24 protein-coding genes are annotated in these 26275 nt (G+C 71.8%); 12 read left to right on the forward strand and 12 right to left on the reverse strand.

Translation table 11 applies throughout. The features are described from left to right. Nucleotides 1-90: 90 nt before the first annotated feature. The 6 genes from ACIBW9_RS01595 (at nucleotide 91) to ACIBW9_RS01620 (ending at nucleotide 10456) form a co-directional block, all read left to right on the forward strand. Nucleotides 91-1485 carry an APC family permease gene (locus tag ACIBW9_RS01595; protein ID WP_398950123.1) on the forward strand — a complete coding sequence of 465 codons (1395 nt, stop codon included), beginning with the start codon at nucleotides 91-93 and terminating at the stop codon, nucleotides 1483-1485. 207 nt (nucleotides 1486-1692) lie between these two features. Continuing rightward, complete coding sequence (locus ACIBW9_RS01600) at nucleotides 1693-4470, forward strand: CocE/NonD family hydrolase (RefSeq protein ID WP_398950125.1); 2778 nt, start codon at nucleotides 1693-1695, stop codon at nucleotides 4468-4470. Next, entirely contained in the window at nucleotides 4467-5339 is an 873-nt protein-coding gene (locus ACIBW9_RS01605; protein WP_398950127.1) for an ABC transporter permease, read from the forward strand. The genes ACIBW9_RS01600 and ACIBW9_RS01605 overlap by 4 nt, the downstream gene beginning before the upstream one ends. A gap of 147 nt (nucleotides 5340-5486) precedes the next feature. Next, entirely contained in the window at nucleotides 5487-7049 is a 1563-nt protein-coding gene (locus tag ACIBW9_RS01610) for a von Willebrand factor type A domain-containing protein (RefSeq protein ID WP_398950129.1), read from the forward strand. 87 nt (nucleotides 7050-7136) lie between these two features. Continuing rightward, nucleotides 7137-9059, forward strand: a complete 1923-nt coding sequence (locus ACIBW9_RS01615; protein WP_398950130.1) for an AMP-dependent synthetase/ligase — start codon at nucleotides 7137-7139, stop codon at nucleotides 9057-9059. Between the two features lie 119 nt (nucleotides 9060-9178). Next, the gene (locus tag ACIBW9_RS01620) at nucleotides 9179-10456 is read left to right on the forward strand and encodes a glycoside hydrolase family 26 protein (RefSeq protein WP_398950132.1); all 1278 of its coding nucleotides are present in this window, start codon (nucleotides 9179-9181) and stop codon (nucleotides 10454-10456) included. Nucleotides 10457-10464: 8 nt separating this feature from the next. Here ACIBW9_RS01620 and ACIBW9_RS01625 read toward each other — a convergent pair whose 3' ends face one another. The 8 genes from ACIBW9_RS01625 to ACIBW9_RS01660 are packed head-to-tail and all read right to left on the reverse strand — an operon-like array spanning nucleotide 10465 to nucleotide 19877. Further along, the gene (locus ACIBW9_RS01625; RefSeq protein ID WP_398950133.1) at nucleotides 10465-11577 is read right to left on the reverse strand and encodes a GNAT family N-acetyltransferase; all 1113 of its coding nucleotides are present in this window, start codon (nucleotides 11575-11577) and stop codon (nucleotides 10465-10467) included. Then, nucleotides 11574-12248, reverse strand: a complete 675-nt coding sequence (locus ACIBW9_RS01630; protein WP_398950136.1) for a lipopolysaccharide biosynthesis protein — start codon at nucleotides 12246-12248, stop codon at nucleotides 11574-11576. The genes ACIBW9_RS01625 and ACIBW9_RS01630 overlap by 4 nt, the downstream gene beginning before the upstream one ends. Then, nucleotides 12245-13387 (reverse strand): glycosyltransferase, encoded by a 1143-nt coding sequence (locus tag ACIBW9_RS01635; protein ID WP_398950138.1) that lies wholly within the window; start codon nucleotides 13385-13387, stop codon nucleotides 12245-12247. The genes ACIBW9_RS01630 and ACIBW9_RS01635 overlap by 4 nt, the downstream gene beginning before the upstream one ends. Next, nucleotides 13384-14175: a polysaccharide deacetylase family protein gene (locus tag ACIBW9_RS01640; protein ID WP_398950140.1), complete on the reverse strand. Its 792-nt coding sequence runs from the start codon at nucleotides 14173-14175 to the stop codon at nucleotides 13384-13386. Before ACIBW9_RS01640 ends, ACIBW9_RS01635 begins: the two co-directional genes overlap by 4 nt. Beyond that, nucleotides 14165-15850: a murein biosynthesis integral membrane protein MurJ gene (gene murJ / locus ACIBW9_RS01645; RefSeq protein ID WP_398950142.1), complete on the reverse strand. Its 1686-nt coding sequence runs from the start codon at nucleotides 15848-15850 to the stop codon at nucleotides 14165-14167. The genes ACIBW9_RS01640 and murJ overlap by 11 nt, the downstream gene beginning before the upstream one ends. Then, nucleotides 15847-17250 carry an O-antigen ligase family protein gene (locus tag ACIBW9_RS01650; RefSeq protein ID WP_398950145.1) on the reverse strand — a complete coding sequence of 468 codons (1404 nt, stop codon included), beginning with the start codon at nucleotides 17248-17250 and terminating at the stop codon, nucleotides 15847-15849. The genes murJ and ACIBW9_RS01650 overlap by 4 nt, the downstream gene beginning before the upstream one ends. A 6-nt stretch (nucleotides 17251-17256) precedes the next feature. After that, complete coding sequence (locus tag ACIBW9_RS01655; protein WP_398950148.1) at nucleotides 17257-18720, reverse strand: exopolysaccharide biosynthesis polyprenyl glycosylphosphotransferase; 1464 nt, start codon at nucleotides 18718-18720, stop codon at nucleotides 17257-17259. Nucleotides 18721-18740: 20 nt separating this feature from the next. Next, nucleotides 18741-19877, reverse strand: coding sequence for a glycosyltransferase (locus ACIBW9_RS01660; protein ID WP_398950150.1), 1137 nt, complete (start codon nucleotides 19875-19877; stop codon nucleotides 18741-18743). Nucleotides 19878-20201: 324 nt separating this feature from the next. Here ACIBW9_RS01660 and ACIBW9_RS01665 point away from each other — a divergent pair, with 324 nt between their 5' ends. Next, the gene (locus tag ACIBW9_RS01665; protein ID WP_398950152.1) at nucleotides 20202-20534 is read left to right on the forward strand and encodes a hypothetical protein; all 333 of its coding nucleotides are present in this window, start codon (nucleotides 20202-20204) and stop codon (nucleotides 20532-20534) included. Nucleotides 20535-20945: 411 nt separating this feature from the next. On the opposite strand, the gene ACIBW9_RS01670 is transcribed toward ACIBW9_RS01665, so the two are convergent. From ACIBW9_RS01670 to ACIBW9_RS01685, 4 genes are all read right to left on the reverse strand, one after another. Next, nucleotides 20946-21266 (reverse strand): hypothetical protein, encoded by a 321-nt coding sequence (locus ACIBW9_RS01670; protein WP_398950154.1) that lies wholly within the window; start codon nucleotides 21264-21266, stop codon nucleotides 20946-20948. 59 nt (nucleotides 21267-21325) lie between these two features. Continuing rightward, a complete protein-coding gene (locus tag ACIBW9_RS01675; RefSeq protein ID WP_115908088.1) occupies nucleotides 21326-21643 on the reverse strand; it encodes a hypothetical protein in 318 nt (105 codons plus the stop codon). Nucleotides 21644-21705: 62 nt separating this feature from the next. Beyond that, nucleotides 21706-22026: a hypothetical protein gene (locus ACIBW9_RS01680; RefSeq protein WP_398950156.1), complete on the reverse strand. Its 321-nt coding sequence runs from the start codon at nucleotides 22024-22026 to the stop codon at nucleotides 21706-21708. A gap of 306 nt (nucleotides 22027-22332) precedes the next feature. Continuing rightward, a complete protein-coding gene (locus ACIBW9_RS01685; protein WP_260326584.1) occupies nucleotides 22333-22728 on the reverse strand; it encodes a hypothetical protein in 396 nt (131 codons plus the stop codon). Nucleotides 22729-23006: 278 nt separating this feature from the next. On the opposite strand from ACIBW9_RS01685, the gene ACIBW9_RS01690 reads away from it, so the two are divergent. From ACIBW9_RS01690 to ACIBW9_RS01710, 5 genes are all read left to right on the forward strand, one after another. Continuing rightward, nucleotides 23007-23741: a beta-glucanase gene (locus ACIBW9_RS01690; RefSeq protein ID WP_398950158.1), complete on the forward strand. Its 735-nt coding sequence runs from the start codon at nucleotides 23007-23009 to the stop codon at nucleotides 23739-23741. A gap of 21 nt (nucleotides 23742-23762) precedes the next feature. Further along, nucleotides 23763-24242, forward strand: a complete 480-nt coding sequence (locus tag ACIBW9_RS01695; RefSeq protein ID WP_398950160.1) for a hypothetical protein — start codon at nucleotides 23763-23765, stop codon at nucleotides 24240-24242. Between the two features lie 75 nt (nucleotides 24243-24317). After that, on the forward strand, nucleotides 24318-24815 hold the full coding sequence (locus ACIBW9_RS01700; RefSeq protein ID WP_398950162.1) for a DUF5949 family protein: 498 nt from the start codon (nucleotides 24318-24320) through the stop codon (nucleotides 24813-24815). 134 nt (nucleotides 24816-24949) lie between these two features. After that, the gene (locus tag ACIBW9_RS01705; RefSeq protein WP_398950164.1) at nucleotides 24950-25417 is read left to right on the forward strand and encodes a tyrosinase family oxidase copper chaperone; all 468 of its coding nucleotides are present in this window, start codon (nucleotides 24950-24952) and stop codon (nucleotides 25415-25417) included. Continuing rightward, nucleotides 25401-26273, forward strand: coding sequence for a tyrosinase family protein (locus ACIBW9_RS01710; protein WP_398950166.1), 873 nt, complete (start codon nucleotides 25401-25403; stop codon nucleotides 26271-26273). The genes ACIBW9_RS01705 and ACIBW9_RS01710 overlap by 17 nt, the downstream gene beginning before the upstream one ends. The last annotated feature ends 2 nt before the right edge of the window (nucleotides 26274-26275 follow it).

Here is a 26275-nt window from a genome sequence, read left to right on the forward strand (position 1 = left end):
CGGATTTCGTAGGTAAACAGCTATTGACGCGCTGGTTTTCGTTGGGATTCCATCGGCGCAATCTGCTGCTCCTGGCGATCGGAACCGCGCATGACCGACACGCTCCGCCCCGTCGACACCGTCGTCGACGCGCCCCACGGCCCTCAGAAGCTCAAGCGCTCCATCGGCGTGGTGGGTGGAACCCTCCTCACCCTCTCCTGCGTGACCCCCGCCTCCACGCTCTTCGTGGTCGTCCCGGACCTGTTCGGCTCGCTCGGCACCGCCACCGCCCTGACGATCGCCATCGGCTCCCTGCTCTGTATCGCCGTGGCGTTCTGCTACTCGGAGCTGGGCACCCTGATCCCCAGCGCGGGTGGCGAGTACGCCATGGTCTCGACGATGGCCGGGCGGCTCGCGGGCTGGCTCGTCTTCGTCCTCTCCCTAATGGTCGTCATGATCGTCCCGCCGGTGATCGCGATGGGCACGGCGGACTACCTGGCACCGGTCGTGCACCTGGACCCGGCGGTCGCGGGCGCGGGAGTCATGCTCCTGGCGACGCTCGCCGGTCTGCTGGACCTGCGGGCCAACGCCTGGATCACCGGCATCTTCCTGGTCCTGGAGGTCATCGCGGCGGCCGTGGTGGCGGTCCTGGGCTTCGCACACAGCGAGCGGGGCGCCGGGAGCCTGGTCTCCCTGCAGGTGGCGGGCTCCGGCCGGCACACGGACACGGTGACGGCGATGATGGTGGTGTCAGGGCTGGCCATCGCCCTCTTCGTCACCCAGGGCTTCTCGACCGCCGTCTACCTCTCCGAGGAACTGGAGCACCCGCGCCGCAACGTCGCCCGCACGGTCCTGGCCACCCTCGCCATCTCGACGGTGATCATCCTGGTCCCGGTGGTCGCGATCACCATGGGCGCCCCGGACCTCTCCACGCTGACCGGCGGCGACATCAGCTCCATGGTCACCGCCTGGTCGAACTCCGCGGTCGGCACCTTCGTCAGCCTCTGCGTGGCCCTCGCGATCATCAACGCGGGCATCGTCATGGTCATCCAGAACTCCCGTGTCCTGTTCGCCTCGGCCCGCGACAAGGCCTGGCCGGAGCCCGTCAACCACCTCTTCGCCAAGCTCGGCCGCTTCGGCTCCCCCTGGGTCGCCACCCTCGCCGTCGGAGTCCCCGGCGCCCTGCTCTGCTTCGTGAACCTGGACACCCTGTACGGCGTCACGGGCGTCTCGGTGACGGGCATGTACCTCCTCGTGGCTGTAGCCGCCCTCCTCTCCCGCCGCGGCTCCCACAAACACACCCCGGCATGGCGCATGCCCCTGTGGCCCGCCATGCCGATCCTCCTGATCGCGGTCCTGGCCTACATCCTCACCCAGCAGGAGACGAGCTACCTGCTGTGGACGGGCGGCATCACGGCGGTGGCCACTCTCTACTGGGCCTTCTACCTGCGCCCGCGCCGCGAATCCCGGTGGCTCGTATCGCTTCCGGAGGACCAGCGGGCATAAGGGGCGCGGGGCGGTATCGATATGCGGCTCCGCGGCGTGGGCGCGACAAGCCACGACGAACCCGCACTCGGCCAACGACAGAAGCAACCGAGCCAGTAGCCGTACAGCACCTGCGGTACAGGCAGATCACCCCGTACTCCCACGGGCTACCCCCGGCTCACCCCCCGGTCTGCCCCAACTGTCAGAGACGCCCCGTACCGTTGAGACATGGATCTTCGACTGCCCCGCCTGCGAGGGCTGTTTCGGGGGCCCCGGAGGCTGCTCGCCGCCGGGGCCGCCGTCGTCGTACTCGCAGGCGCGGGAACGTGGACGGCCGTCGCCTCGGACGACAAGACCCCGGTGCACCGCACCGACCGCATCATGGCGATGGACGGGGTGCGGATCGACACCTCGTACTTCACGCCCGCCTCCACCGGCGGCCGCCACCCCGCCGTCCTGCTCGCCCACGGCTTCGGCGGCAGCAAGCAGGACGTCCGGCAGCAGGCGGAGGACCTGGCGAGAGACGGTTACGCGGTGCTGACCTGGTCGGCCCGCGGCTTCGGGAAGTCCACCGGCAAGATCGGACTGAACGACCCCAAGGGCGAGGTCGCCGACGTCTCCAAACTGATCGACTGGCTGGCGAAGCAGCCGCAGGTCCAGCTCGACAAGCCCGGCGACCCGCGCGTGGGTGTCGCGGGCGCCTCGTACGGCGGCGCGATCTCCCTGCTGGCAGCGGGGTACGACCACCGGGTGGACGCCATAGCCCCGGCGATCACCTACTGGAACCTGGCGGACGCCCTGTTCCCGAACGGCGTCTTCAAGAAGCTGTGGGCCGGCATCTTCATCAACTCCGGAGGCGGCTGCGGCAGGTTCCAGCCCGAGCTGTGCCGGATGTACGAGCGGGTCGCGGAGTCGGGCAAGCCGGACGCGCAGGCGCGTGAGCTGCTGGCCGCCCGCTCCCCGTCCGCCGTCGCCGACCGCATCGAGGTGCCGACGCTCCTGGTGCAGGGCCAGACGGACTCCCTCTTCCCGCTCGGCCAGGCGGACGCGGCGGCGAAGGCGATCCGTGCCAATGGCGCCCCGGTCGACGTCGACTGGATCGCCGGCGGGCACGACGGCGGCGACATGGAGACGAGCCGCGTCCAGGCACGCGTGCGTGCCTGGTTCGACCAGTACCTCAAGGGCGACAAGGGCACGGACACGGGCCCGGCCTTCCGCATCACCCGCACCGGAGGCGTCGACTCCACGGACGGCGCGGCCGTGCTGCGCGGAGCGACCGACGACACTTACCCGGGCCTGGAGAGCGGACAGCGCTCCGTGCGGCTGAGGGGCTCGCAGCAGAGCTTCGCCAACCCCGCGGGTGCCAGCCCGCCCGCCGTCTCCGCCCTGCCCGGCCTCGGCGGCGCCGGCGGCCTCGCCCAGCTGTCCTCGCTCGGCGTCGGGGTGTCACTGGACTTCCCCGGGCAGTACGCGCAATTCGAGTCGGCACCGGTGAGCAGCGGCCTGCGCATCACCGGATCGCCCACCGTCACCGTCCACGTCAGGTCGACGAGCGACGACGCCGTGGTGTTCGGAAAGGTGTACGACGTCGGTCCCGGCGGCGGCGCACCCGTGCTGCCCTCGCAACTGGTGAGCCCCGTCCGCGTCGAGGGCGCCAAGGCCGGCAAGGACGTGACGATCACGCTCCCCGCCGTCGACCACGAGGTCGAGCAGGGCCACCGGCTGCGCCTGGTCCTCGCCTCCACCGACCTCGGCTACGCCTCCCCGACCGCCCCGGCGACGTACACCGTCTCCCTCAAGGGCGACCTGAAGGTGCCGACGGCACCCGGCGTGACGACCGCGGCCGCCCCGCTGCCGTCCTGGGTGTGGTGGCTCCCGCTGGTCGGCGCGATGCTCGCCCTGGCCCTGCTGCTGACCGGCCGCCGTCGCACGATCGCGCCGGCCCCGGCTCCCGAACTGGCGGACGTCCCGCTCCAGATCACGGACCTGAGCAAGCGGTACGCCAAGTCGGCGGACCGCTATGCGGTACGGGACCTGTCCTTCCGGGTGGAGAAGGGCCAGGTGCTCGGCCTCCTCGGTCCCAACGGCGCGGGCAAGACCACAACCCTGCGCATGCTGATGGGCCTGATCAGGCCGGACGGCGGCGAGATCCGCGTCTTCGGCCAGGCGATCCGCCCCGGCGCCCCGGTCCTGTCCCGGGTCGGCGCGTTCGTGGAGGGCGCGGGCTTCCTCCCGCACCTGTCCGGCCGCGAGAACCTGGAGCTGTACTGGCAGGCGACGGGCCGCCCGCCCGAGGACGCCCACCTGGACGAGGCCCTGGAGATCGCGGGCCTCGGGGACGCGCTGGCCCGCGCGGTCCGCACCTACTCCCAGGGCATGCGCCAGCGCCTGGCCATCGCCCAGGCCATGCTGGGCCTCCCGGACCTGCTCATCCTCGACGAACCCACCAACGGCCTGGACCCGCCCCAGATCCGCGAGATGCGAGAGGTGCTGATCCGCTACGCGGCCGCCGGCCGCACGGTGATCGTCTCCAGCCACCTCCTGGCAGAAGTCGAACAGTCCTGCACCCACCTGGTCGTCATGGACCGCGGCCGCCTGATCCAGGCAGGCCCGGTGTCCGACATCATCGGCTCAGGCGACACCCTCCTGGTAGGCCTGGCCTCCGACATCCCGGACCCGCTGCTGGAAAAGGTGGCGGCCCTACCGGGCGTCGAGTCAGCGGTACGGACGGATGGAGGCCTCCTGGTACGGCTAGCGCCCCATAGGGGCGCGGGGCTGCATACATCAGCGGCTCCGCCGCGGGGCGCGACCAGCCACGACGGCGCCGGAGACGAACGACGGCAAATCGCGGCACTCACCGAACCACCCCCAGCCGCCCGCACGGGCACGGGCACCGCCGCCGACCTCCTGGTAGAGCTGGTGCGCCTGGAAGTCCCGGTGGCTTCCCTCGGCCCCCACCGCCGCCTCGAGGATGCGTTCCTCACCCTGATCGGAGGTTCCGCATGAGCCCGCTGGCCGAGCACACCGAGCCCCTCCACGCCGCCTCCGGTTACCGGGCCGCCCGCACCCTGCCCCTACGGGTCGAACTGGCCCGGCAGCTGAAGCGGCGCCGGACGCTGATCATGGCGGGGATCCTCGCCGCGCTGCCGTTCGTGCTGCTCATCGCGTTCGCGATCGGCGGCGACCCGAACGGTCGCAACGGCCAGGTGACGCTGATGGACACGGCCACCGCGTCGGGAGCCAACTTCGCCGCCGTCAATCTCTTCGTCTCCGCGGGCTTCCTGCTCGTCATCCCGGTCGCCCTGTTCTGCGGGGACACCGTGGCGTCCGAGGCGAGCTGGTCCTCCCTGCGCTATCTGCTCGCCGCACCGGTCCCACGGGCCCGCCTCCTGTGGTCCAAGCTCGTCGTCGGACTCGGCCTCAGCCTGGCCGCGATGATCCTGCTCCCGGTGGTGGCACTGGCCGTGGGCACGGCCGCCTACGGCTGGGGCCCGCTGCAGATCCCCACCGGCGGTGCGCTGGACTCGGGGACGGCGGCCCAGCGCCTGCTGGTGGTCGTGGCGTTCATCTTCGTGTCCCAACTGGTCACCGCGGGGCTGGCGTTCTGGCTCTCGACGAAGACGGACGCGCCCCTCGGCGCGGTCGGCGGCGCGGTCGGACTCACCATCGTCGGCAATGTCCTGGACGCCGTGACGGCTCTCGGCCACTGGCGTGACTTCCTGCCCGCGCACTGGCAGTTCGCCTGGGCGGACGCCGTCCAGCCGCATCCCGAGTGGTCCGGCATGATCCAGGGCACGGCGATTTCCATAACGTACGCGCTCGTGCTGTTCGCCCTGGCCTTCCGGGGTTTCGCCCGCAAGGACGTGGTGTCCTAGGTCAACGGAGGATCACCCACCGGTCTCGACCGGCCATGATCGTGGCCGTCTTGAGATTCATCCGCAACACCCCGTGCCGCACATTCCGACCCCCTGCACCGTCACAGTCACAGACGTCGGCGTCAACACACCAAGGGGGCACGGAAGATGGAGCGGTACCGCACACCACGCCCGGGCACGCCACACCGCCGCACCCGACGGCTGCGCGCAGCTCTTCTCGCCCTCACGGCGACGAGCGGCCTGCTGCTCACGGCCTGCAGTGCGGGCGGCTCCGACAGCAGCAACAAGGCCTCGGACGGCTCGCACGGGACGGGCTTTCCGGCCCCTGCCGGCCCGACGGCCGGCGAGCAGCAAGGCGAGGACAGGTTCGCCGGCCCGTCCCCGACCCCGGACGACCACCTCTCCACGTTCGCCCTGGACGTCGACACGGCGTCCTACGGCTACGCCCGCCGCACCCTCGCCGCGGGACAGCGCCCCGATCCCTCGACCATCCGCCCGGAGGAGTTCGTCAACAGCTTCCGCCAGGACTACGAACGCCCCGACGGCAACGGCTTCACGGTCACCGTCGACGGCGCCCGCACCGACGAGAAGAACTGGTCCCTGGTCCGCGTCGGCCTCGCCACCCGCCCGGCCGCTGACGGTGGTGAACGACCGCCCGCAGCCCTCACCTTCGTCATCGACATCTCCGGCTCCATGTCCGAGCCCGGCCGGCTCGACCTCGCGCAGAAGTCCCTGGACACGATGACGGACCGGCTGCGCGACGACGACTCGGTCGCCCTCGTCACTTTCAGCGAGAAGGCCGAGCAGGTCCTGCCGATGACCCGGCTCGGCGGCCACCGCGGCGAGATCCACCACGCGATCGACGGCCTGGAGCCCACCTACTCCACCAACCTCGGCGCGGGCGTCGAGACCGGCTACGCCACCGCCGTCGAGGGCCGCCGCGAGAACGCCACCAACCGCGTCGTCCTCATCTCCGACGGCCTCGCCAACGACGGCGACACCGACCCGGACTCGATCCTGAACCGCATCTCCTCGGCCCGCCGCGAGTACGGCATCACCCTCTTCGGCGTCGGCGTCGGCAGCGACTACGGCGACGCCCTCATGGAACGCCTCGCGGACAAGGGCGACGGCCACACCGTGTATGTCTCGGGGGAGGGCGAGGCCCGCAAGGTCTTCTGCGACCAGCTCCCGCAGAACATCGACCTGACCGCCCGCGACGCCAAGGCCCAGGTCGCCTTCGACCCCGCGACGGTCGCCGAGTTCCGCCTCGTCGGCTACGAGGACCGCCGGGTCGCCGACGACGACTTCCGCAACGACCGCGTAGACGGCGGCGAGGTCGGCCCCGGCCACACCGTCACCGCCCTCTACGCCGTCCGCACCAGGCCGGGCGCCGACGGCCACCTCGCCACGGCGACCGTCCGCTGGCTCGACCCCGACACCCGAGACCCGCACGAGAAGTCCGGCGAACTGGAGACCGGCGCCTTGAGCGACTCCCTCGGGAAGGCAAGCCCGCGCTTCCAGGTCACCGCCGTGGCCGCCTACTTCGCCGACGCCCTCCGCCAGGGCGACGACCGCTGGCGCTCCCTGCCCGGCGACCCCGGCCTCGGCGAACTCCACGACCGCGCCGAGCAGTTGGCGAAGAAGACGGAGGACAAGGACGTACAGCGGCTCGCCGACGCGATAGACCAGGCCGACCGCAGTCAGGGCTAGAACGTCAGTCCACTCACCGCCGCCCCATTGACCTTTCCTTACCTGCGAGTAAGTTGACCTCCCAGTCAGAGCCGACCGGGAGCCGTCATGGGCGTACGCAAGGACCTGAAGAGGGCAAAACGGCGCACCGACCTCGCGTCCCGCACCAGGGTCGAGGTCGTCAGGGACGAGGACGGAGTCGTGCGCGAGGCCCGCACCCCCGCCCTCGCCCCGCCCCCGACCGCCGGCAGCACCGCCGACCTCCCCTTCACCAACGCGGCCGAGGCGCCCGACGCCGTGGTGCTGCGCCGGAAGCACGACGACGGCACCTGGCAGCCGGTGACCGCGGACGCCTTCGCCCGCGAAGTCACCGCCGTGGCCAAGGGGTTGATCGCCGCCGGTCTCGAACCGGGCGGCCGGGTCGCCGTCATGTCCCGCACCCGCTACGAGTGGACGGTCCTGGACTTCGCGATCTGGGCGGCGGGCGGCCAGACCGTCCCCATCTACGCCACGTCCTCCGCCGAGCAGGTGGAGTGGATCGTCCGTGACTCGGACGCCCGCTTCGTCGTCACCGAGACCGCCGAGAACGCCGCCACGGTGACGACGGGCACGTCCCGGCACGAACGGCGGCCGCGCGTATGGCAGTTGGGCGAGGGTGCCATGACCGACCTGGTCACCCTCGGCCGCCACCTCCCCGACGAGGAGGTCGCCAAGCGCCGCGCCGCCCTCACCCCGGACACGACCGCGACGATCTGCTACACCTCCGGCACCACCGGCAAACCGAAGGGCTGCGTCCTCACCCACGCCAATCTGCACGCCGAGGCCGCCAACACGGTCGAACTGCTCCACCCGATCTTCAAGGAGGTCACCCGCCAGGTCGCCGCCACGCTCCTCTTCCTCCCGCTTGCCCACATCCTCGGCCGCACCCTCCAGATCGCCTGTCTGATGGCCCGCATCGAGATCGGCCACTGCCCGAGCATCAAGCCCGACGAACTGCGCCCGGCCCTCAAGGAGTTCCGCCCGACCTTCCTGGTCGGCGTCCCGTACCTCTTCGAGAAGATCCACGACACGGGCCGGGCGACCGCCGAGAAGATCGGCCGCGGCGCCTCCTTCGAGCGCGCGGACCGCATCGGCGTCCGCTTCGGACAGGCGTATCTGAACAAGTTCCTGGGGACGGGCAAGGGCCCGAGCCCCGCCCTCTACGCCGCCTGGGCCCTGTACGACCTGCTGGTCTACCGCCGCATCCGCAAGGAACTCGGCGGCCGTATGCGCTACGCCATCAGCGGCGGCTCCCCGCTCGACCGCAACCTCAACCTGTTCTTCTACGCCGCCGGAATCATCGTCTACGAGGGGTACGGCCTGACGGAGACGAGCGCCGCCGCCACGATCGTCCCGCCCCTGGGGCCCCGCCCGGGCACGGTCGGCGTCCCGGTCCCCGGCACCGCGGTGCGCATCGCCGACGACGGGGAGGTGCTCATCAAGGGGGGTGTGGTGTTCGGCGCGTACTGGAACAACCCGGCCGCCACCGACGCCGTACTGCGGGACGAGTGGTTCGCGACCGGTGATCTCGGCTCCCTCGACGAGGACGGATACCTCACCATCACCGGCCGCAAGAAGGACATCCTCGTCACCTCCGGCGGCAAGAACGTCTCCCCGGCCGTCCTGGAGGACCGGCTGCGCAGCCGGTCGCCGATCGGCCAGTGCATCGTCGTCGGCGACAACCGTCCCTTCGTCGCCGCCCTGATCACCCTCGACCCCGAGTCCGTCGCCCACTGGCTGACGGTCCGCAGGCTGCCGGCGGACACGCCGATGTCGGAGGTCGTCCGGGATCCGCGGATGCGCGCCGACGTCCAGAAGGCCGTGGACTACGCCAACGAGGCCGTCTCCCGCGCCGAGTCGATCCGTTCCTTCGCCCTGGTCGAGGGTGAGTTCACCGAGGACAACGGAATGCTCACCCCGTCGTTGAAGATCAAGCGGCACGCCGTGACGGTGGCGTACGCGGAGCAGATCGAGGCGCTGTACGGCGGCTGACGGCCCGACCGGGTCACTCATGCGGGTGATCCCTGTCCGATCGCCGGACTCAAGTGGTGCGATTAAGTGATATATGACTGTGTGTCATTAATGTGCGGAATTGCGGCAAAGGAGGATGAATGACCCCTCATCGCCGCCGGTCCGCCCACAGGCGGCTGGCGATCATCACTGCAGCGGCGATCGTGTCGGCAGCTCTCGCCTGGGGCCCGGCCTCCCCGGCCGATGCCGCACGGCATCCCGGCCGGCCCGGCCCGCCTCCGAACGACGCGCGCGCCTACTCGGTGGCGGACGTGCGACGCGCCGCGTTCGGCGCCTTCCTCGACTCCGAGCCCGAAGGGCTGGTCCGCCTGCGGGAGTTCAGCGGCTGGCTGGGCGGCACCGAACTGCGCGTGGGACACACCTATCTGCCGGGCGACGTGTGGGAGAACATCGAGGGCGGCTACCACTTCCTCGACAGCTGGGCCAAGTGGCGCCTCGACAAGCCCGACCGGCTGCTCGTCCTCAACGTCCCGCTGATGGAGCACAACGAGGCACAGGTCTCCGACATCGCCGTCGCCCGGCTGCTGCGGCGCGCCGCGGCAGGCGAGTTCGACGAGCACTTCCAGCGGCTGGCGCAGCGCCTGGTGACCCTGGGCGCGACGGACACGGTCCTGGTGCTCGGCTGGGAGATGAACGGCACCACGTACACCCACCGCTGCGGCCCCGATCCGGAGGACTGGATCCGCTACTGGCGGCGCATCGTCACCGTCATGCGCTCGATTCCCGGCCAGAAGTTCAGGTTCGACTTCGCCCCGAACCGGGGTGCGGATTCGATTCCGTGGCCGAAGTGCTATCCCGGCGACGACTTCGTCGACATCGTCGGCATGGACTCCTACGACCAGCCGCGTGGCATGTCGTTCGACGAGGAGGTCTCGGAGCCCTACGGCCTGCAGTTCCACGTGGACTTCGCGCGGCAGCACCACAAGCCGATCTCGTACCCGGAGTGGGGTCTGTACCGCAACGGCGACGACGTCACCTACATGCTGCGCATGCTCGCCTGGATGGACGAGCACAAGCCGCTGTACAACACGATCACCGACTACTGCCCGCACGGCGTGTGGCTGTGCACCGAGAATCCCCGGGCCGCCGCCACCTACCGTGCGGTGCTGGCCAGCTCCGTCCTGCCGGAGCCGACGCCGCTGCCCGTCGTGCCCGTCCCGCCCGTGCCCGTGGTCCCCGTGCCACCCGAGCCGCCCGCGCCACCGGAGCCGACACCGGTGCCGTTGCCGACGCCGGTGCCCACGCCCCCGCCACCGGCAGTTCCCGAGCCCCCGGCGCCGGCGGCGCCGACGCCGCCGGTGCCCGCCGTGCCCACACCGCCCGTCACCCCGCAGGTACCGCCCGCCCCCTCGCCCTGAGTGCGCTGCTACCAGTGGTCCTTGGAGTCGGGGACCATGCGCCGGACCGACTTGGCCCCGTACCGGGCGGCGGCCGCGCAGAGGGTGGCCGCCAGCAGTGGCGCCGTGCGCCGCCCGGCCAGCAGGAAACGCTGGTTGTAGACCGTGTCGGGGCACCAGCGGTACTTGTGCGGCTCGTCGCCGCGCATCAGGCTCAGCACCCGGCCCTCCTCGGTGGGCGCCACATGCTCGGTGGACGCGCGCAGCAGCATCGTCGCCACGTCCACCTTCCGCTCCCGCAGCCCCGGGTGGAAGCCGTACATGTAGTCGCCGAGCAGCCGCCCCGACAGCAGATGCAGATTGACCGCCACCACCGCGCCCTCGAGGAGGAACTCCGTCACCGCGGCCTGCCCCGAGCGGGCCATCGGGACCACCGAACGCACCAGGTGCTCCAGGAACTGAGGCCGGGTGTGCTCCGGTGTCATCTTCTTGCCCTGCCACTGCAGTCGGTGCAGTTCCAGGAGCCGACGCAGCGCGGTCTCCGTCTCCTCGTGGCCGACGACCCGCCACTCGACGCCGAGCCGCCCGAGCTTGTTCACCTTGTTGCGCACCCGCTGGGCGCGCGTCGGCGGCAGCCGCTTGACCAGCTCGTTCATCGGTACGGCGGGCAGTTCCAGGCACGTGGAGTCGCGCAGCCTGCGGCGCGGACCGCGCCAGCGGCCGTAGACCTGCTCCACCGCGCTGCCCGGCCGCACCTCCCGGAAGTCGATCAGCGCGGTGCGGGCCGCCTCGGTCAGGGCGTCGGCCAGGGCCCGGCTGCCGGGCTCGGCCTCCTTCTCGTCGAGCAGCACGTCGCAGAAGTCGGAGATGGCGCCGCCGATGGGCACCAGCTTCGGCAGTGGGTGCCGGACCCGCATCAGCGGTGCGGCGGCCACCAGTTCACCGCCCCGCCGCACCAGGAACAGCCGCAGCCCGTCGGGTGTGCCGTACGAGAGCCACCAGGAGTGCAGCCAGGCGTGGCTCTGGAACGGTGTCGCCGACGGGCAGGCGTCGTGCAGTCGTCCCCATTCCCCGGCCAGCGCGGCGAACGTGCGCTCGTCGGTGCACAGTTCCACCGAGAGCGTATGGCCGGACGCGGTCATCCGAGGGTCCCGCGGGCGTCCGCGGCATGGGTCGGGGCGGGCACCGTCGGCTGGCCGGGGCTGTCGTCGTCCGCCTTGCGCCGCGGCCGTGTCATCAGGGCCAGCCCGCCCAGCAGACCACCGGCGCACGCACCCACCAGCGAGGTGAGCTTCCAGGACGCGGACGAGGGCTCGGCGGGCCGCATCGCGCGGGCGAGCGGCTCCAGCCGGATGCCGGTGCCGGCCTTGGTGTGGCCCGCCTGCGTGACCAATGCGCCGGACACGGCGTTGGCGATGTCCGCGGCCTGGGCGGGGCTCGACGAGGTCGCCGAGACCGAGACCATCGGTGCGTCCGGCGAGGTCGCGACCTGCACGCTCTTGCGCAGGAACGCGGCCGGAACACCCGCCTCGACCTGTGCGTCCCCGAGCACCGCGAGCTGCGGGGCCACCCGACCGTACGCCTGCGCGAAGCCGAGCGCGTCGGCGCAGTCGACATCGGAGCGGCCGCCGGCCGCCACAGCGACGACGGAGCTCGTCGCCGTGTACTGCGGCGGCTTCACCAGTCCGTACGTGCCGCCGGCCACGGCACCGAGCAGCGCGCCGGCCGGCAGCAGCCACCACGCGGGCATCCGCTGCACACGGGCGCGCTCACGGCGCGACAGGCGGGCACGCTGAACGGGGTTGTCGGTCATGGAGCACTCACTTCCAGGGTCGAGCCGGCCAGGGCGGCCGTGTAGACATCCATCAACTGCCGGGCGCTGCACGCGATGTCGTAGCGGCGTACGGCGTCCGGGACGCATCGCTCACCCGGTCCCGCCGCCCGCAGCCGCAGCAGCTCCCGTACGTACGCCCCGGTGGAGCCGGTGACGCGCCGCGCGCCGGGTGCCGCGTCCGGCGGCAGGTCCTCGACGGCGGGGCAGCTCGCGTACAGCACGGGCAGCCCGGCCGCCAGCGCCTCCACCACCGCCAGCCCGAAGGCCTCCTGCGTCGACGGCGAGACGAGCACATCCATCGCCGACAGCAGGTCGACCAGACCGGGCGCGTTGTCACGGGGGCCCGGCAGATACGGCCGCTCGCCCGCCAGCACCACCCGGTCCGCGACCCCCAGCGCCCGCGCGGTGCGCCGCAGCACCGTCTCCTCGGGCCCGCCGCCCACCAGCAGCAGCCGTACGTCACCGGGCAGCCGGGACAGGGCGCGCAGCAGCAGGTCGAAGCGTTTGCCCGGGGTGAGGCGGCCCACCCCGCCGACGACATAGGCGTCCTCGGGCAGCCCGTGGTGCAGCCGGGCCTCCTTGCGGGCGACCTCGTCGAAGCGGAACCGGGGCGCGTCGATGCCGTTCGGGATGACGTGGATGCGTGCCCCGGGCACGCCCCAGTGGCGCAGCCGCTCGGCCACCGTCGGCGAGACGGCGACCGTGGCGCGGCCAAGGCGCTCGCCGGCCAGGTACAGGCCACGGACACCCGCGGTCAGCGGCCGGCCCTCCAGCGCGGTGTCCCCGATCGAGTGCTCCGTGGCGACCACCGCCCGGACTCCCGCGAGCCGCGCGGCGATCCGGCCGTAGAGACAGGCCCGGTAGAGATGGGTGTGGACGAGGTCGTAGCCGCCGGTGCGGATCAGCCGGGTCAGGCGGGGCAGCGCACCGAGGTCGCGGTTGCCGCCCATGCCGAGGTGGACGACGCGGACGCCGTCGGCGGCCAGGCCCGCGGCGACCGGTCCGGGGTTGGTCAGGGTCACCACCTCGCACTGCACGGGAAGGTGCCGCAGCAACAGCCGCAGCTGTTGTTCCGCTCCGCCGACGCCGAGACCGGTGATGACATGCAGGGCCCTCACACGGCCTCCACGGAGCGGCCGAAGAACCGGGCCAGGCGTCGCTTCAGCTCCAGCCGTACGACGGTGTCGATCTCCCCGACATGGATCCGGGGCAGCGCGAAGTCGCCGCAGCCGTCCGGACCGGGGGTGATCGCGCAGGCGTAGCGGTAGCCGGCCAGGCGCACGGCGGCGGCGACGCGTTCGTCGAGATACCCGTACGGGTAGCAGAAGCCCTCCACGTCGGTGCCGGTGATCCCGGCGAGCAGATGGCGGCTGTCGCTGACCTCGGAGTGCAGCACCTCGTCCGTGGCCTTGGTCAGGTCGAGGTGGGTCAGGCCGTGCGAGGCGACCTCCATGCCCGCGGCCACCGCGCGGTGGATGCCGTCCACGTCGAGCAGCGGCTTGCGCGGTCCGAGCGGCTCCCAGGCGTTCTCGCCGCCGAGCCGGCCGGGCAGCACGAACACGGTCGCCGTGAAACCCCAGCGGCGCAGCACGGGCAGCGCGTCGCCGGTGAAGTCGGCGTATCCGTCGTCGAAGGTGAGTCCCACCAGGCCACGCTCGGTGCCGCGGGCGCGCGCCGCGAGCAGTTCGCGCATGCTCACCCCGCGCAGTCCGCGGCTCGACATCCAGGCGAACTGGCGGTCGAGACGGTCGGGGGTGACGGTGACGTTGTACGGGTCGTCCGGGCAGTCCGAGACCGAGTGGTACATGGCCACCCAGACGGCGGGACCCCGCTTGGACCGTCTTCTCGCGGACGATCTGGGATCCGGTTCGGCCTTGCGCGGTGCAGCGGAGACGTCAGCGACCATGACCCAGCTTTCGTGTGACGGAATGACGGAGTGACTGCGCGAGGGGAAGCAGAAGGGACCGGGCGTCCGCCGCGTCGAGGACCCAGGCCAGCAGCAGGAAGACGACGGTCACGCAGACGCAGCAGGCGGTGACGGCCGCCGCGGGCGAGGTGAACAGCCCGGCGACCACCAGACCGGCGACGGTGGCGAGCGCGGCCGCGCACACCGGCCGGACCAGTTCGGCGACGACCCGCCGCACCCGCACCGGCACGTTGCGCGGCCCCAGGCCGTGCAGCATGAGCAGCGCGGTGAGGGTGATGCCGGTCGCGTTGGCCGCGGCGATGCCGCAGGCGCCCCAGGGACGCACGGCCAAGGCGCCGATGACGACGGTGGCGAACGCGCCTACGCCCATCGCGCCCAGCGGGAACCAGGTGGTGCGGCCGGCCGCGAAGTACGACCGCACGAGCGCCCCGACCAGGGTCTGCCCGAGCAGCCCGGCCGCGTACACCCGCATCACGGCGGCGGTCGCGGCAGTGTCCTGGGCGGTGAACGCCCCACGCTGGAAGAGCAGTTGGACGATCTGCGGCGCGCACGCCACGACCACCGCGGCGCCGAGCAGGACGAGACAGGCCATCAGCAGCACGTCCCGCTCGACCCGGTCCCGGGCCCGCCGCGTGTCGCCCTCGGCGATGGCCTGCGCCACCACCGGGAAGGTGACGATGCACACCATCATCGACAGTGACATCGGCAACTGGGCGACCTTCTGGGCGTAGTTGAGGTGCGAGATGGCGCCCGCGGGCAGCGCGGACGCGAAGTGCCGCTCGATGAGGACCTGCGACTGCCGGCACAGCGCGAACAGCAGAACCGCGCAGACCAGGCCCGGCGCGAGCGGCCGCCCGCCGTCGTCCTCGTACCCGCAGTCGTTGCGGCCGGACCGCCCGGCGAGCCGCCGCACCAGCGACGGAGTCTGTACGGCGACCATCAGGCACCCGCCGAGCGCGACCCCGAGGGCGGCGGACCGCACGCCCCAGTGCACTCCGAGGACGAACATCGTGGAGATGATCGCGACGTTGTACGCGATGTAGATCGCACCGGGCGCGAGATACGAACGGTGGGCCCGCAGCGCGGCACTGCAGTACCCGGCGAGCCCGAAGCTCAGCACACAGGTCGCGGTCAGCCGCGTGCACGCGATCGCGAGCGACGGGTCCGGCAGGCCGGGCGCGAGGGCGTCCACCAGCAGGGGCGCCCCGGCCACGAGTGCGGCGGCCGTGGCGGCGAAGGCGAGGCACAGCCGCGGCAGCGAGGCGGCGACCAGGGCGCGCACCGGATCGGGAGTGCTGTTCCCGAGCGCCCGCCGGGCCAGCGCCACGCTGAACGCGGGCACCAGCACGAACGCCATGCCCTCCTCGATCAGCAGGGTCGCCGCCAGTTCGGGCACCGTCCAGGCCACCAGGAACGCGTCGGTCTCCGCACCGGCCCCGAAGAGATGCGCGAGCGCCTGGTCCCGCGCCAGCCCGAGCACCGCCCCGGCCATGGACAACGCGGCGGACAGCAGCGTCGCCCGGGCCAGAAAGCGGGCCGAGGGGGTGTCGGCCTGCCGTGTGGCGGCCGCGCTGGGGACCCCGTCCGCAGGGAGGGCGCCGTCCAGGTCGGCCGCGTCGGGAGCGCCCGCGGTCTTCGCGGGTCCGGGATTCACCGGGGGTCCGATTCAGTGGTAGGCGGTACGGCAGCGCCCCAAAGGGGCGCGGGGCTGTGCCCATTTGCGGCTCCGCCGCGGGGCGCGACCAGCCACGACGGCGCTGCAGACGACTGATGGCACGCCCACCACGCGGCGACCCCGAAGCACAGCCCCGTCAGCGTGGTGGACGGACCCCCGATGTCGGAGTACAGGAAGTTCACCAGCTGCCACAGCAGCAGCCCGCACGCGGCGAGCGCGCAGTCCCGCGCGTCCGCCGCCGCCCGCATCCGCCGCAGCGCGCACACCAGCAGGGCCAGCCAGCTGCCCGCGACGGTGACCAGGCCCAGCAGGCCCTGCTCGCTCAGGAGCAGCATGTACATGTTGTGCGGGGAGAGCAGCGGCTGGCGCCGGAAGGCCTGGCCGTCGCCCTCCGTGTCGCTGCCCGAGGACAGCGCGAGCGAGGCGTGCGAGTCCCGGTAGGCGGGAAACGCCTTCAGGCCGACGCCCCGCACCGGGTGCTCGTCCCACATGTCGATGGAGGCCGCCCACATGGTGTAGCGGTCCACGACCGACTGGTCCGGTGCGCCGGCCACCTGGGTGATGCTGGTCAGCCGCTCCTGCAGCGCCGAGCCGCCCACGCCGAACCCGCCCACCAGCACCACCGAGGCCGCGGCCGCCGCCGCGAACACCTTCACCGCCCGCCGCACCCCGGCCAGCAGCAGCTGCGCCCCGCAGGTCACGGCCGTGGCGATCCAGGAACCCCGGCTGAAGGACAGCGCGAGCGGCACGAGCAGCGCCAGCGCACAGACGGCGGCCGCGACCCGCTGCCGCCGCGCACCCGTCCCGAGCGCCAGACCGGTCAGCGACACCACTCCGGCCGCGACGACCGACGCCATCCCCATCACGTCGTGCGGCCCGAACGTGCCCACCGCCCGGATGTAGGCCCCCTGGTACGAGGCCCCGGTTCCGGTCAGGTACTGCTTCACCCCGACCGCCCCCTGCCACAGCGCGAGACCGGCCAGCCCCCAGAGCACCAGCCGGGCATCGCGCCGGTCGCGCAACAGCAGCACCATCGCGAGCGGGACGAACACGAACACCTGGAGATAGCGCGCGAGGCCGGTGACCGCGTCGCCGGGCGTCACCGCCCCGGTCGCGGAGACCGCGATCCCCACCACGGGCAGCCCGAGTACGACCGCCGCCGTCCGCGTCAGCGGGCGCTGCGCCCGTCGCAGGGTGCGTACCGCGGCCCACAGCAGGACCAGCCCGCAGGTCAGGTCGGCGGGCGTGGCGCCGCTGTCCGTCTCGGCTGGCAGCCCCATGAGGGCGATCACCGCCAGGAGGGGCAGTACGGGCGCGGCCCGCTGCAGCGCCGGCAGTGGCCACGCGAGCGGTACGGAGGCCGCCGAGGTAGTGCTCACCCGCGCTCAGCTCCCCGTCGGCCGTACGAACAGGGCCGCCGTACGCGCCAGGATGCAGATGTCCTGCCACAGCGACCAGTTGTCGATGTAGGCGTTGTCGAAGCGGCACCGGTCCTCGATGGAGGTGTCGCCGCGCAGCCCGTGGATCTGGGCGAGCCCGGTGATCCCGGTCGGCATCCGGTGACGCTCCCGGTAACCCGGGTAGGTCTGGCTGAACTTGGCGACGAAATAAGGCCGTTCGGGCCGCGGTCCGACCAGGCTCATGTCTCCGCGGCACACGTTCCACAGCTGCGGCAGCTCGTCCAGCGAGGTGCGGCGCAGGAACTGGCAGAAGCGGCTCATCTCCTGCTCGTTCGCCACGCTCCAGCGGGTCGCCGCCTCGTGCGCGCTGGCGGGCCGGTGGGTGCGGAACTTCAGCAGGGTGAACGGCCGCCCGTCCTTGCCGATGCGCTCCTGCCGGAACAGCACACCGGGCCCGTCCATGACCCGCAGCACCGCCGCGCACACCAGCAGCACCGGGCAGGCGAGCAGCAGCAGCGAGCCCGACAGCACCGCATCCAGCACCCGCTTGCCCACGCCGACCCGGCGCCGGCCGCGCCCCGGGCACAGCAGCCTGCGCGGGAAACCCGCCAGATGGCCGCCCGCCTCGCGGCGCCCGCCGAGGCCGTACGAGGGCGCGTCAGCGTCCAGCTCCCACACCACGCAGCCGTACGCGGCGAGATCCCGCAGCAGAGCGGTCTTCTCCACCCGGGTGGCCGCGCCCACGACGAGCACCGTCTCCACACCGTTCTGGATGACCGCCCGGCGCGCCGCCTGATCCGTGGTCAGCAGCGGCAGCTCATGGCCTTCACCGGGCCGGGCGAGGACGTCGAGGCCGTCGCCGACCACGCCCACCGGCCGCACCCCGCAGCCCGGCTGGCGCAGCAACGCGGCCGCCACCTTCCGGGCCACCGCGACGGGACCGACCACCAGCGCGGGATCGGGCAGGCGCCGCCGGGCCCGCCGCCCGTGCACCGCCGCGCGGCCCGCACAGGCCGCCGCGCACTGTACGGCGAACGCGCCGGCCAGTACGGCCGGCGGGAGCGGCCGCAGCGGCGAGAGCGCCCCGACGGCCCCCCAGCCGACGGCGATCCGTCCGCAGACGGCGGGCAGTTCGTCGAGCACCCCGCGCACCTGGGAGCTGTCGTACAGACGGGCCCGCCGGTTCAGCCCGATCACCCCCAGCACCAGCAGGGCGACGACCAGCGGATACCTCGGGGCCCCGGGCACGACCAGGACCCCCAGCAGGGCGGCGCCGCCGTCGACGAGCGGCAGCGTCCCCCTGAAGGCCCGCCGCGGCCGGCTCTCTCTGTGTCCGGCGGGCAGTCGACGTCCGGCTGCGGGGCCGCGCGGGGCGAGAACGGAGACGGCGTGCTCGGCCGCCCGCGGCTGCTGCCCCGTACGAGGGGGAACGGTACTTTCCGCAGTCATCTGGTGATGCACTTCCTGCTCTAGTTGGGTACGGCGACCGGCGCGACAACGACGCCGAGCAGTTCGCCGAGCAATTCGCGGTACACGTCGGTCACGGCGTCCGCCGTCTGCCGCAGGTCGTGGGCGGCGAGCACATGCCGGCGGCCCTGCGCTCCCAGCGCCGCGCGCAGCGGCTCGTCCCGCAGCAACGCGGTCAGCGCCCGCGCCAGCGCACCGGGGTCCTCGGGCGGCACCAGGCAGTACGGCAGCTGCTCGGACGGCAGGCTCTCGCGCGCCCCGTCCACGTCCGTGACCACGACCGGGCGGGCGCAGGCCATCGCCTCCAGCGGGGCGAGCGCCATGCCCTCCCAGCGGGACGGCAGGACCACGACGTCGGCTGCCCGGTACCAGGGGGCCGCGTCGGGCGCCGCACCCGCGAACAGCACCGATGCGGGCGCACGGGAGCGCAGCCGGTCCGCGTCAGGGCCCTCGCCGACCAGCGCCAACCGGGCCCCGGCCACCTGCCGTTCCACCTCGGGCCACGCCTGCAGCAGCACGTCCTGCCCCTTCTGGCGGCACAGCCGGCCCACGCACACCACGAGCGGCCCCGGCCCGGACCGGGAGACGTCCCCCTCCGGCCGGAACCTGAGCGTGTCGACACCGTTGGGGACCACCCGCCAGGGGGCGCTGATCCCGCACCGCTCCCCGGTCCGCCGCTCCGCCTCGCTGACGCACACGATCCGCGTCGCCCACCGCGCCCCCGACCGCTCCCAGCCCAGCGCCAGCCGCGCGACGACCCCCTCGGCGGCCTCGAACGACCAGGCGTGCGGCTGGAAGACGGTCGGGAGAGCGCCGCGTACGGCCAGCCGGGCTGCGAGTCCCGCCTTCGCGCTGTGCGCGTGCACCAGGTCCGGCCGCACCTCGCGCAGGATCCGCGCCAACCGCCGTACCTCACCCGGAAGTCGGCGCCCGGGCGAGCGGGTCGCGTCCCAGCGCAGCACTGTGCAGCCCGGCGCGCGCAGAGCGTCCGTCAGCGCGCCACGCTCCGGACAGGCCACGGTCACCCGCAGCCCGGCGGCGAGCTGAGCCGCCACCAGGTCCGCCACGACCCGCGCGACACCGCCCTCGACGGGCTGCGTGACATGCAGGATGTGCGGCACGCGTGGGGAAAAACGCATGGGAGAGGATGCCCTTCCGAACAAAAGAGTCCGAGCCGGGGCCAGGACGTGCGGCTCGTGCTTCTTGATATAAAAACCCGCACCCGTTCGAGAGCGTGAGGTTCGTTGTTCAACCGGCATCGCTGAAATCACGAGGTGAGCCACTCTAGCCGCTCACCCGTATTTATCTGCGGACCGGTCATCTGTGTCGGAATGGTGGCGTTTCAATGAGCTATTTGTCGCCCCGGATCACCCGTTTGGAGCCACGGCAACGGCAACAGGGTTTCCCGGAAGCCGCGCTCTCGTTAGGCCGCTCGAAGACGACTTACGAAAGAAAGGCACACGATGAAGACTCTGAAGGCTGCCGCCGTCGTAGCCGGTTCCCTCGCCCTTGCCGGGGTGGCTGTGCCCGCCGGCGCGAAGGACATGCCGGCCGGGGGACTCGTGGACAGCGGGAAGACGGTCGCGAGCGGTGTCCCCACGGCAGCCAAGGTGTCGACGGGTTTCGTGGGCGACAACGTCGGTCAGGTGGCGCAGAGCGTGAAGGACAGCGTGAAGGGCAGCATGAAGGAGGCGGGCATGAAGGGCCCCGTCGTCGGCGGCACCCTGCCCAACCCGGCCCTTCCCGCGACCGCCGCCGACGGCAAGCTGCTGGGCGGGCTCCCGGTCGGCAAGTAGCCGGCGGATCCACGACTCGGGTCGGCTCCGCATTCCTCGGAGTCGGCCCTTCGGCATATGCGTCCGCACTTCGCGCGCTGGGCCGAACGATGGATTCGGAGTGACCGCAGGCGACAGAACGCCGTTGTGCCCATTGGAATGACCCGCTGGAGCGCCTTTCCCTCCTTGTTGGCGCGCTCTTCGTCGGCCACCTCCTGATCGCGGGGCCTGTCTGCAGCAGCTGCAGACAGGCCCCGCGTGCGTGTATGGAGCGGGCGTGTACGGAGTCCGGAAAAGCTTGATAAAGAGAGCGGGAAAAGAAGAGCGGAAACAGGGTGAAGAGCAGGGAAACAGAGTGGGGAAAGCAGGGCACAAAAAAGCCGATGGCGGCCCGCCGGAGTTCCGGCGGACCGCCATCGAGTGAAGTGTGGCTCAGAAGAGCAGGCCACCCGCGTAGGCGGAGTTCTGCGACTGGTCGACGGCCGCCGTGTTGCACGCGGCGTAGTGCGAGTTCGGAGCCACGATGCCACCGAGGACGGCACCGTTGGACCACGGCGCGATGCAGCGCCCGTCGATCAGCGAGCCGTTGACGACGGCGATGCCCTGCTGGGGCTGGTTCACGACGATCGGGGACTGCGAGAAGCCGCTTCCGCCGGTGACGGTGGTGTTGGAGTCGTTGGCCGCGGCGGCGCCACCGGCCGCGAGCACGAAGCCCGCGGCGAGGGCGGTAATGACCGTAACCTTGTTACGCATAGGATGCGCCTTTCGGTGGGGCGGTTGGGATTTCCGTGCTCCGAATTGCTCGGAGCAGGTCAGAAGAGCAGCCCGCCCGCGTACGGGGCGTTCTGCGACTGGTCGATCTTCGCCGTGTTGCATGCGGCGTAGTGCGAGTTCGGGGCCGCGACGCCGCCGAGCACGGAACCGTTGGACCACGGCGCGACGCAACGGAGGTCGGCGACCGAGCCGTTGACGACGGCAACGCCCTGCTGGGGAGCGTTGACGACGACCGGGGACGACGAGAAGCCGCCACCACCCGAGACGTCGGTGCAGTCCTCGGCCGCGGCAGTGCCGGCCGCCGCGAGGACGAGGCCCGCGGCGAGGGCGGAAATGGCCGAAACCTTGTTACGCATGAGATGCGCCTTTCCGGGCTGTTTTGGGTGTTGCACCTGCTCCGAGTTACTCGGCGCAGGGGTCAGAAGAGCAGGCCACCCGCGTACGGGTTGTTCTGCGACTGGTCGACGGCCGCCGTGTTGCACGCCGCGTAGTGCGAGTTCGGGGCCGCGACGCCGCCGAGCACGGACCCGTTGGACCACGGGGCGATGCAACGGCCGTCAATGAGCGTCCCGTTGACTACCAGAACGCCCTGCTGGGGGGCGTTCACGACGACCGGCGACTCGGCAAAGCCGCTGCCGCCCTTGACGGTGGTGTTGGTGTCGTTGGCCGAGGCGAGACCGACGCTGCTGACCATAGCGCCGAGGGTGAGGGCAGTGATGACCGCGAACTTCCTGGGCAACTTAGTTCCTTCCTCAATTCACGGTTGCGCACGCTTGCGTGTCAGGAAACCTTGATATGCGCGTATAAGTCACGGGACGGGCGCCTAAACAAGGTTTATTCCGTCGGATGGCGCAATGCCGCAGGTTCCTGGGGATCGGACCGGATTGGATCCGGAATCCGTGTGGCGTAAATGAACGACAATCCGAAGAGGGCGCGGGCGCCGACATGTGTCCGGCCCACCGGAGGGGAGAGGGCCGGTGGGCCGGACAAATGCTTCGTATGAGGGCTTTCGCCGGTACGGCCGGCTCCTACGGTTTCCGTCTTGTCACTTGCTGAGCAGGTTCCCCAGACCCGCGGAGGTCGGGGCCTGCAGCGGGTGGACCTGAACGACGCCGTTTCCGGCCGGGTTCTTGACCGGAATCGTGGGCTTCTTGGACGCGTTCGGGTCCATGCCGTCGAGGTAGACGCCCGAGACGCCCGGGGTCTTCTGCTTGTCGAAGGCGCTGCCGTTGGCGAGCTTGCCGTTGCGGGCCAGCCGCGACACGACGTCGGCCGCGGGCACCACCGCCGGGGTCACCTTGGTCGGGGACATGAGACCGAGCAGGCCGCCCGACGCGGCCGGTGCGGCCGGCGGGGTGGCGGCCGACGCCGCGACGGCGGACCCACCCACGAGGCCCGCGCCGATGGCCAACGCCGCAGTGGTGAAAATTGCCTTCTTCATGATTCACCTCGGTTGAAAGTTACCTCTGATCCGACGGCTGGAGAACATAGCAGTCCATGCCCTCCGTAAAAGCGATGCGTTACTCCATACGCATGAAAGTCGCAGGGGTGAACAATGCTTTGCTTACGGTGTCGTCAAAGGGATTCACATGGTCGGTGAATCAATTGATCGTATGGTGGGTCCGGTTTCGACCGGATGGGTAGTGTGAAAGAGGAATTCCAGTGGTCCTGTCGCTGCTTCGGCCGGGGCGGCCGCTTCGCGGCCCTACCCTCACCGCCATGACCGCCGACAGCGCCCAGCCCACGCCGACCGCGTCCCCTGCCCTCGCCACCGGCAGGTCGCTCATCTGGTCGGAGGAGTTCGACGCCCCCCTCGCCTGGGGGACCAAATGGGTCGGCGACAGAACCAGCGCCTACCGCTACGGCAACCACAATCCGGACGACAACAAGCTGGACTGGCTCAGCCCCGGCTGTGTGACCGTCTCCGAAGGCGTGGCCACCTTCACCGCCACCCCGGCCGGCCACACCCTCGAGAACGGCCTGCAGGCCTGGCACACCGGACTGCTGACCACCGAGTACTCCGCCGAGGGCTTCCAGGTGCGCACCGGTGACTACGCCGAGACCCGGGTCAGACTGCCCTCCGGGACCGGCGCCTGGCCGGCGCTGTGGACCTGGAAGGACGGCGGGCACGAGATCGACACCTTCGAGTACCACCCCGACAACCCGCACCTGCTGGAACTGTCCAACCACGTCAACCACGCCGACGCCTGCCACACGGATGCCTCCGCGATCGCCCCGGACGAGTGGGTGACCATCGGCAGCCGGTACGGCAAGCACTCCGTCGACTGGTACGTCAACGGCGAGCGGGTCTTCCGCGACCGCACCGGAGTGGGCGCCGACTGGTCGGCGTATCTGATCCTCAATCTGTCGCTGAGCGCCGGCCAGTACCACCCGGCCCCCTCCGGTCCGGGCCCCCTCACCTTCGCCGTCGCCCACCTTCGCGTCTACCGCTGAGTGTTCTCGAAAGGAACCCCCATGCGTGCACTGCCCGCACGGCGTATCGCGTCCGTCGCTCTGAGCGCCGCCCTCCTGGTCGGCATCGCCGCCCCGGCCGCCGTCGCGGCCGGCTCCGCACGGGAACGCGCCCGCACGTCATCCCTCGGACCCGTCCCCGGGGCGGACGAACTGATCCCGCAGATCAAGAAGCTCGGCGACATCGGCGGTGTGCTCACTCCGGTCGCCCGACTGCTGAGCGCCGTACTGAAGGCCGACGGCGGCCAGTTGTCCGTCGTCGAGGCGCAGAAGCTCGGCGACGCCGTGAAGGACGCCATCGCCAAGGCCACCCCGCTGCGGACCAAGGCGGTCAAGGGGGACGCGCTGACCGCTCTGAAGAAGGCGGTCGACGCCCTGATCGTGGCCGCCACCTCCGGCGACGCCGAAAGGGTCCCCCCGGCCGTCAGCAGCATGGTGAGCGCCCTGGGCAAGGTCCTCGCCGCGGCGGCAACGGTCGGGTGAACCTCGCCCGGGCCCGTCGGTCATTCGGGTGAGAAGGCAGCGGGCCGTTCGGCAACCCGTCGATAAGGTCGCGCGATGACCTCAACCCCAACCGAGACGCGCCCCTTCCGCATGACCGACCTCGGCACCCTCGTCCTGCTGCCCTGGAGCGGCGCCGCCGCCGACGGGGGCGACCTGCCGTATCTGCTGGCCTACTCCCTCGGGGACGCCGAGGGCGGTCCGCAGGCGACGTCCGCCGCGGTCGAGGGGCTGCTGGCCGGCAACGGGCTGCGGGTCGGCGGGGGCCTCGTCGACGGCACCGCCGGGGCCCGGACCGCCGTCAGCCTGTTCCTCGAGGCCGGGCAGGCCTTCGTCACCATGCCGGAGCTGGGCGCCCGGTGCGCCGCTCCGCCCGAGTGGCTCGCGGCGGTCGCCGAACGCGGCTACGCCTATCTCGTGTTCACCACCCGCCCCTGGCCCGAGGGCAGGCCGGGCCGGCCGATCGAGCCCGCGGCGCTGGCCGCCTTCGCCGGCGCCGAGCAGACCCTGAGGGCCGCCGCGCATGTGCTCCTGCCGGCCCTCACTCCACGCTGAGCGCTGCGGCGGCCTGCCGATCCTGACCCGTTTGTGGGATTTATGGACGAGCTGACGTACCGGCTCCGCCGCCGTTCCGCGTGGGCACAGCATCGTATGAACGTACTGGTGTTGACCCTACGAGGGAGCGAGCCATGGTCGTCAGTGCCGGTGGAGTACCGAAGGGCGCCGAGCCGCCGGGCCGGCGGGCGATAAGGCGCCGGGTGCTCGCCTGCCTCGCCGCACTCGCGCTCACCCCCCTCGTCGCCGCCTCGCGCGCCCCGCGGCCCGCCGAAGGCACCGGGGAGGCAGCCGGGCCTGCCTTCGACGAGATCTACCGGGGCCGTCGCATCCGGGGTGCCCTGCTCCCCGCCCCGGGATGCGGCGCGGGCGGCCGTACGTGGCAGGTGACCGTGGACGGCCGCCCGCTGCATCTGATGCGCCGCTCCGACGGCAGCTGGCTGAGCATGGTCAACCACTACTGCTCGTACCGGACCCTGCTGGAGGCCACCCGGGCGGCCGTCGACGAGCTCGGCCCCGGGCAGCGGCTGCGCGACCTGGCGCCGGGCCTGCTCGGCGGAAGCCATCCGCACACGGGGGAGCGCCATGGTGTACGTGCGTAAGGACGTGAGCACGCTGACGCGCGAGGAGCGGCGGCGGTTCGTCAACGCGCTGCTCCAGATCAAATGGCGGGGGGAGTACGACGAGTTCGTGCGGGTGCACATCGCGTACTACCAGGCCGACGGCGAGACCGGCCTGCGTCCCGCCCACATGGGGCCCTCCTTCCTGCCCTGGCACCGCCGCTTCCTGCTGGACCTGGAGCGGGCGCTGCAACGGGTCGACCCGTCGGTGACGGTGCCGTACTGGGACTGGACGCGGGACCGTTCGACGACGTCCGTGCCCTGGAGCGACGACCTCCTCGGCGGCAACGGGCGCAGCTCCGACCATCAGGTCGTCACCGGGCCGTTCGCCCGTGCGCAGGGCTACTGGCGCCTCCGGGAGGGCATCATCGACGTCGACTTCCTCACCCGGGACCTGGGCCGGGCCGACGATCCCATCGAACTGCCGACCGAGGAGGAGCTCCAGGAGGCGCTCGCCGACCCGGTCTACGACACCTCACCCTGGGACTCCACCTGCGACGAGGGGTTCCGCAACAAGCTGGAGGGCTGGGGGACCGGACAGGACGGCGTCGCCTGGCGCAATCACAACCGCGTCCACCGCTGGGTCGGCGGGGCCATGCTCGGCGGCGCCTCCGTCAACGACCCCGTGTTCTGGCTGCACCACGCCTTCGTCGACCTGCAGTGGACCCGCTGGCAGCGACTGCACAGGAACGGCGCCCCGCGCTATCTGCCGGCCCAGCAGCCCGGCCCCCGCAGCGGCCAGCGCGGACGCATCGTCGCCCGGCACGAGCCGATGCCGCCGTGGGGGGTGACCCCGGACGAGATGGAGGACGTGAGCCGGATCTACCGGTACGCCTGACC

Source organism: Streptomyces sp. NPDC049541 (assembly GCF_044465725.1).
GTDB lineage: Bacteria > Actinomycetota > Actinomycetes > Streptomycetales > Streptomycetaceae > Streptomyces.

Coding starts and splice junctions, on each gene's coding strand:
- ACIBW9_RS01595 (WP_398950123.1), top strand. CDS start 91: ATGACCGACACGCTCCGCCCCGTCGACACCGTCGTCGACGCGCCCCAC.
- ACIBW9_RS01600 (WP_398950125.1), top strand. CDS start 1,693: ATGGATCTTCGACTGCCCCGCCTGCGAGGGCTGTTTCGGGGGCCCCGG.
- ACIBW9_RS01605 (WP_398950127.1), top strand. CDS start 4,467: ATGAGCCCGCTGGCCGAGCACACCGAGCCCCTCCACGCCGCCTCCGGT.
- ACIBW9_RS01610 (WP_398950129.1), top strand. CDS start 5,487: ATGGAGCGGTACCGCACACCACGCCCGGGCACGCCACACCGCCGCACC.
- ACIBW9_RS01615 (WP_398950130.1), top strand. CDS start 7,137: ATGGGCGTACGCAAGGACCTGAAGAGGGCAAAACGGCGCACCGACCTC.
- ACIBW9_RS01620 (WP_398950132.1), top strand. CDS start 9,179: ATGACCCCTCATCGCCGCCGGTCCGCCCACAGGCGGCTGGCGATCATC.
- ACIBW9_RS01625 (WP_398950133.1), bottom strand. CDS start 11,577: ATGACCGCGTCCGGCCATACGCTCTCGGTGGAACTGTGCACCGACGAG.
- ACIBW9_RS01630 (WP_398950136.1), bottom strand. CDS start 12,248: ATGACCGACAACCCCGTTCAGCGTGCCCGCCTGTCGCGCCGTGAGCGC.
- ACIBW9_RS01640 (WP_398950140.1), bottom strand. CDS start 14,175: ATGGTCGCTGACGTCTCCGCTGCACCGCGCAAGGCCGAACCGGATCCC.
- ACIBW9_RS01655 (WP_398950148.1), bottom strand. CDS start 18,720: ATGACTGCGGAAAGTACCGTTCCCCCTCGTACGGGGCAGCAGCCGCGG.
- ACIBW9_RS01660 (WP_398950150.1), bottom strand. CDS start 19,877: ATGCGTTTTTCCCCACGCGTGCCGCACATCCTGCATGTCACGCAGCCC.
- ACIBW9_RS01665 (WP_398950152.1), top strand. CDS start 20,202: ATGAAGACTCTGAAGGCTGCCGCCGTCGTAGCCGGTTCCCTCGCCCTT.
- ACIBW9_RS01670 (WP_398950154.1), bottom strand. CDS start 21,266: ATGCGTAACAAGGTTACGGTCATTACCGCCCTCGCCGCGGGCTTCGTG.
- ACIBW9_RS01675 (WP_115908088.1), bottom strand. CDS start 21,643: ATGCGTAACAAGGTTTCGGCCATTTCCGCCCTCGCCGCGGGCCTCGTC.
- ACIBW9_RS01685 (WP_260326584.1), bottom strand. CDS start 22,728: ATGAAGAAGGCAATTTTCACCACTGCGGCGTTGGCCATCGGCGCGGGC.
- ACIBW9_RS01690 (WP_398950158.1), top strand. CDS start 23,007: ATGACCGCCGACAGCGCCCAGCCCACGCCGACCGCGTCCCCTGCCCTC.
- ACIBW9_RS01695 (WP_398950160.1), top strand. CDS start 23,763: ATGCGTGCACTGCCCGCACGGCGTATCGCGTCCGTCGCTCTGAGCGCC.
- ACIBW9_RS01700 (WP_398950162.1), top strand. CDS start 24,318: ATGACCTCAACCCCAACCGAGACGCGCCCCTTCCGCATGACCGACCTC.
- ACIBW9_RS01705 (WP_398950164.1), top strand. CDS start 24,950: ATGGTCGTCAGTGCCGGTGGAGTACCGAAGGGCGCCGAGCCGCCGGGC.
- ACIBW9_RS01710 (WP_398950166.1), top strand. CDS start 25,401: ATGGTGTACGTGCGTAAGGACGTGAGCACGCTGACGCGCGAGGAGCGG.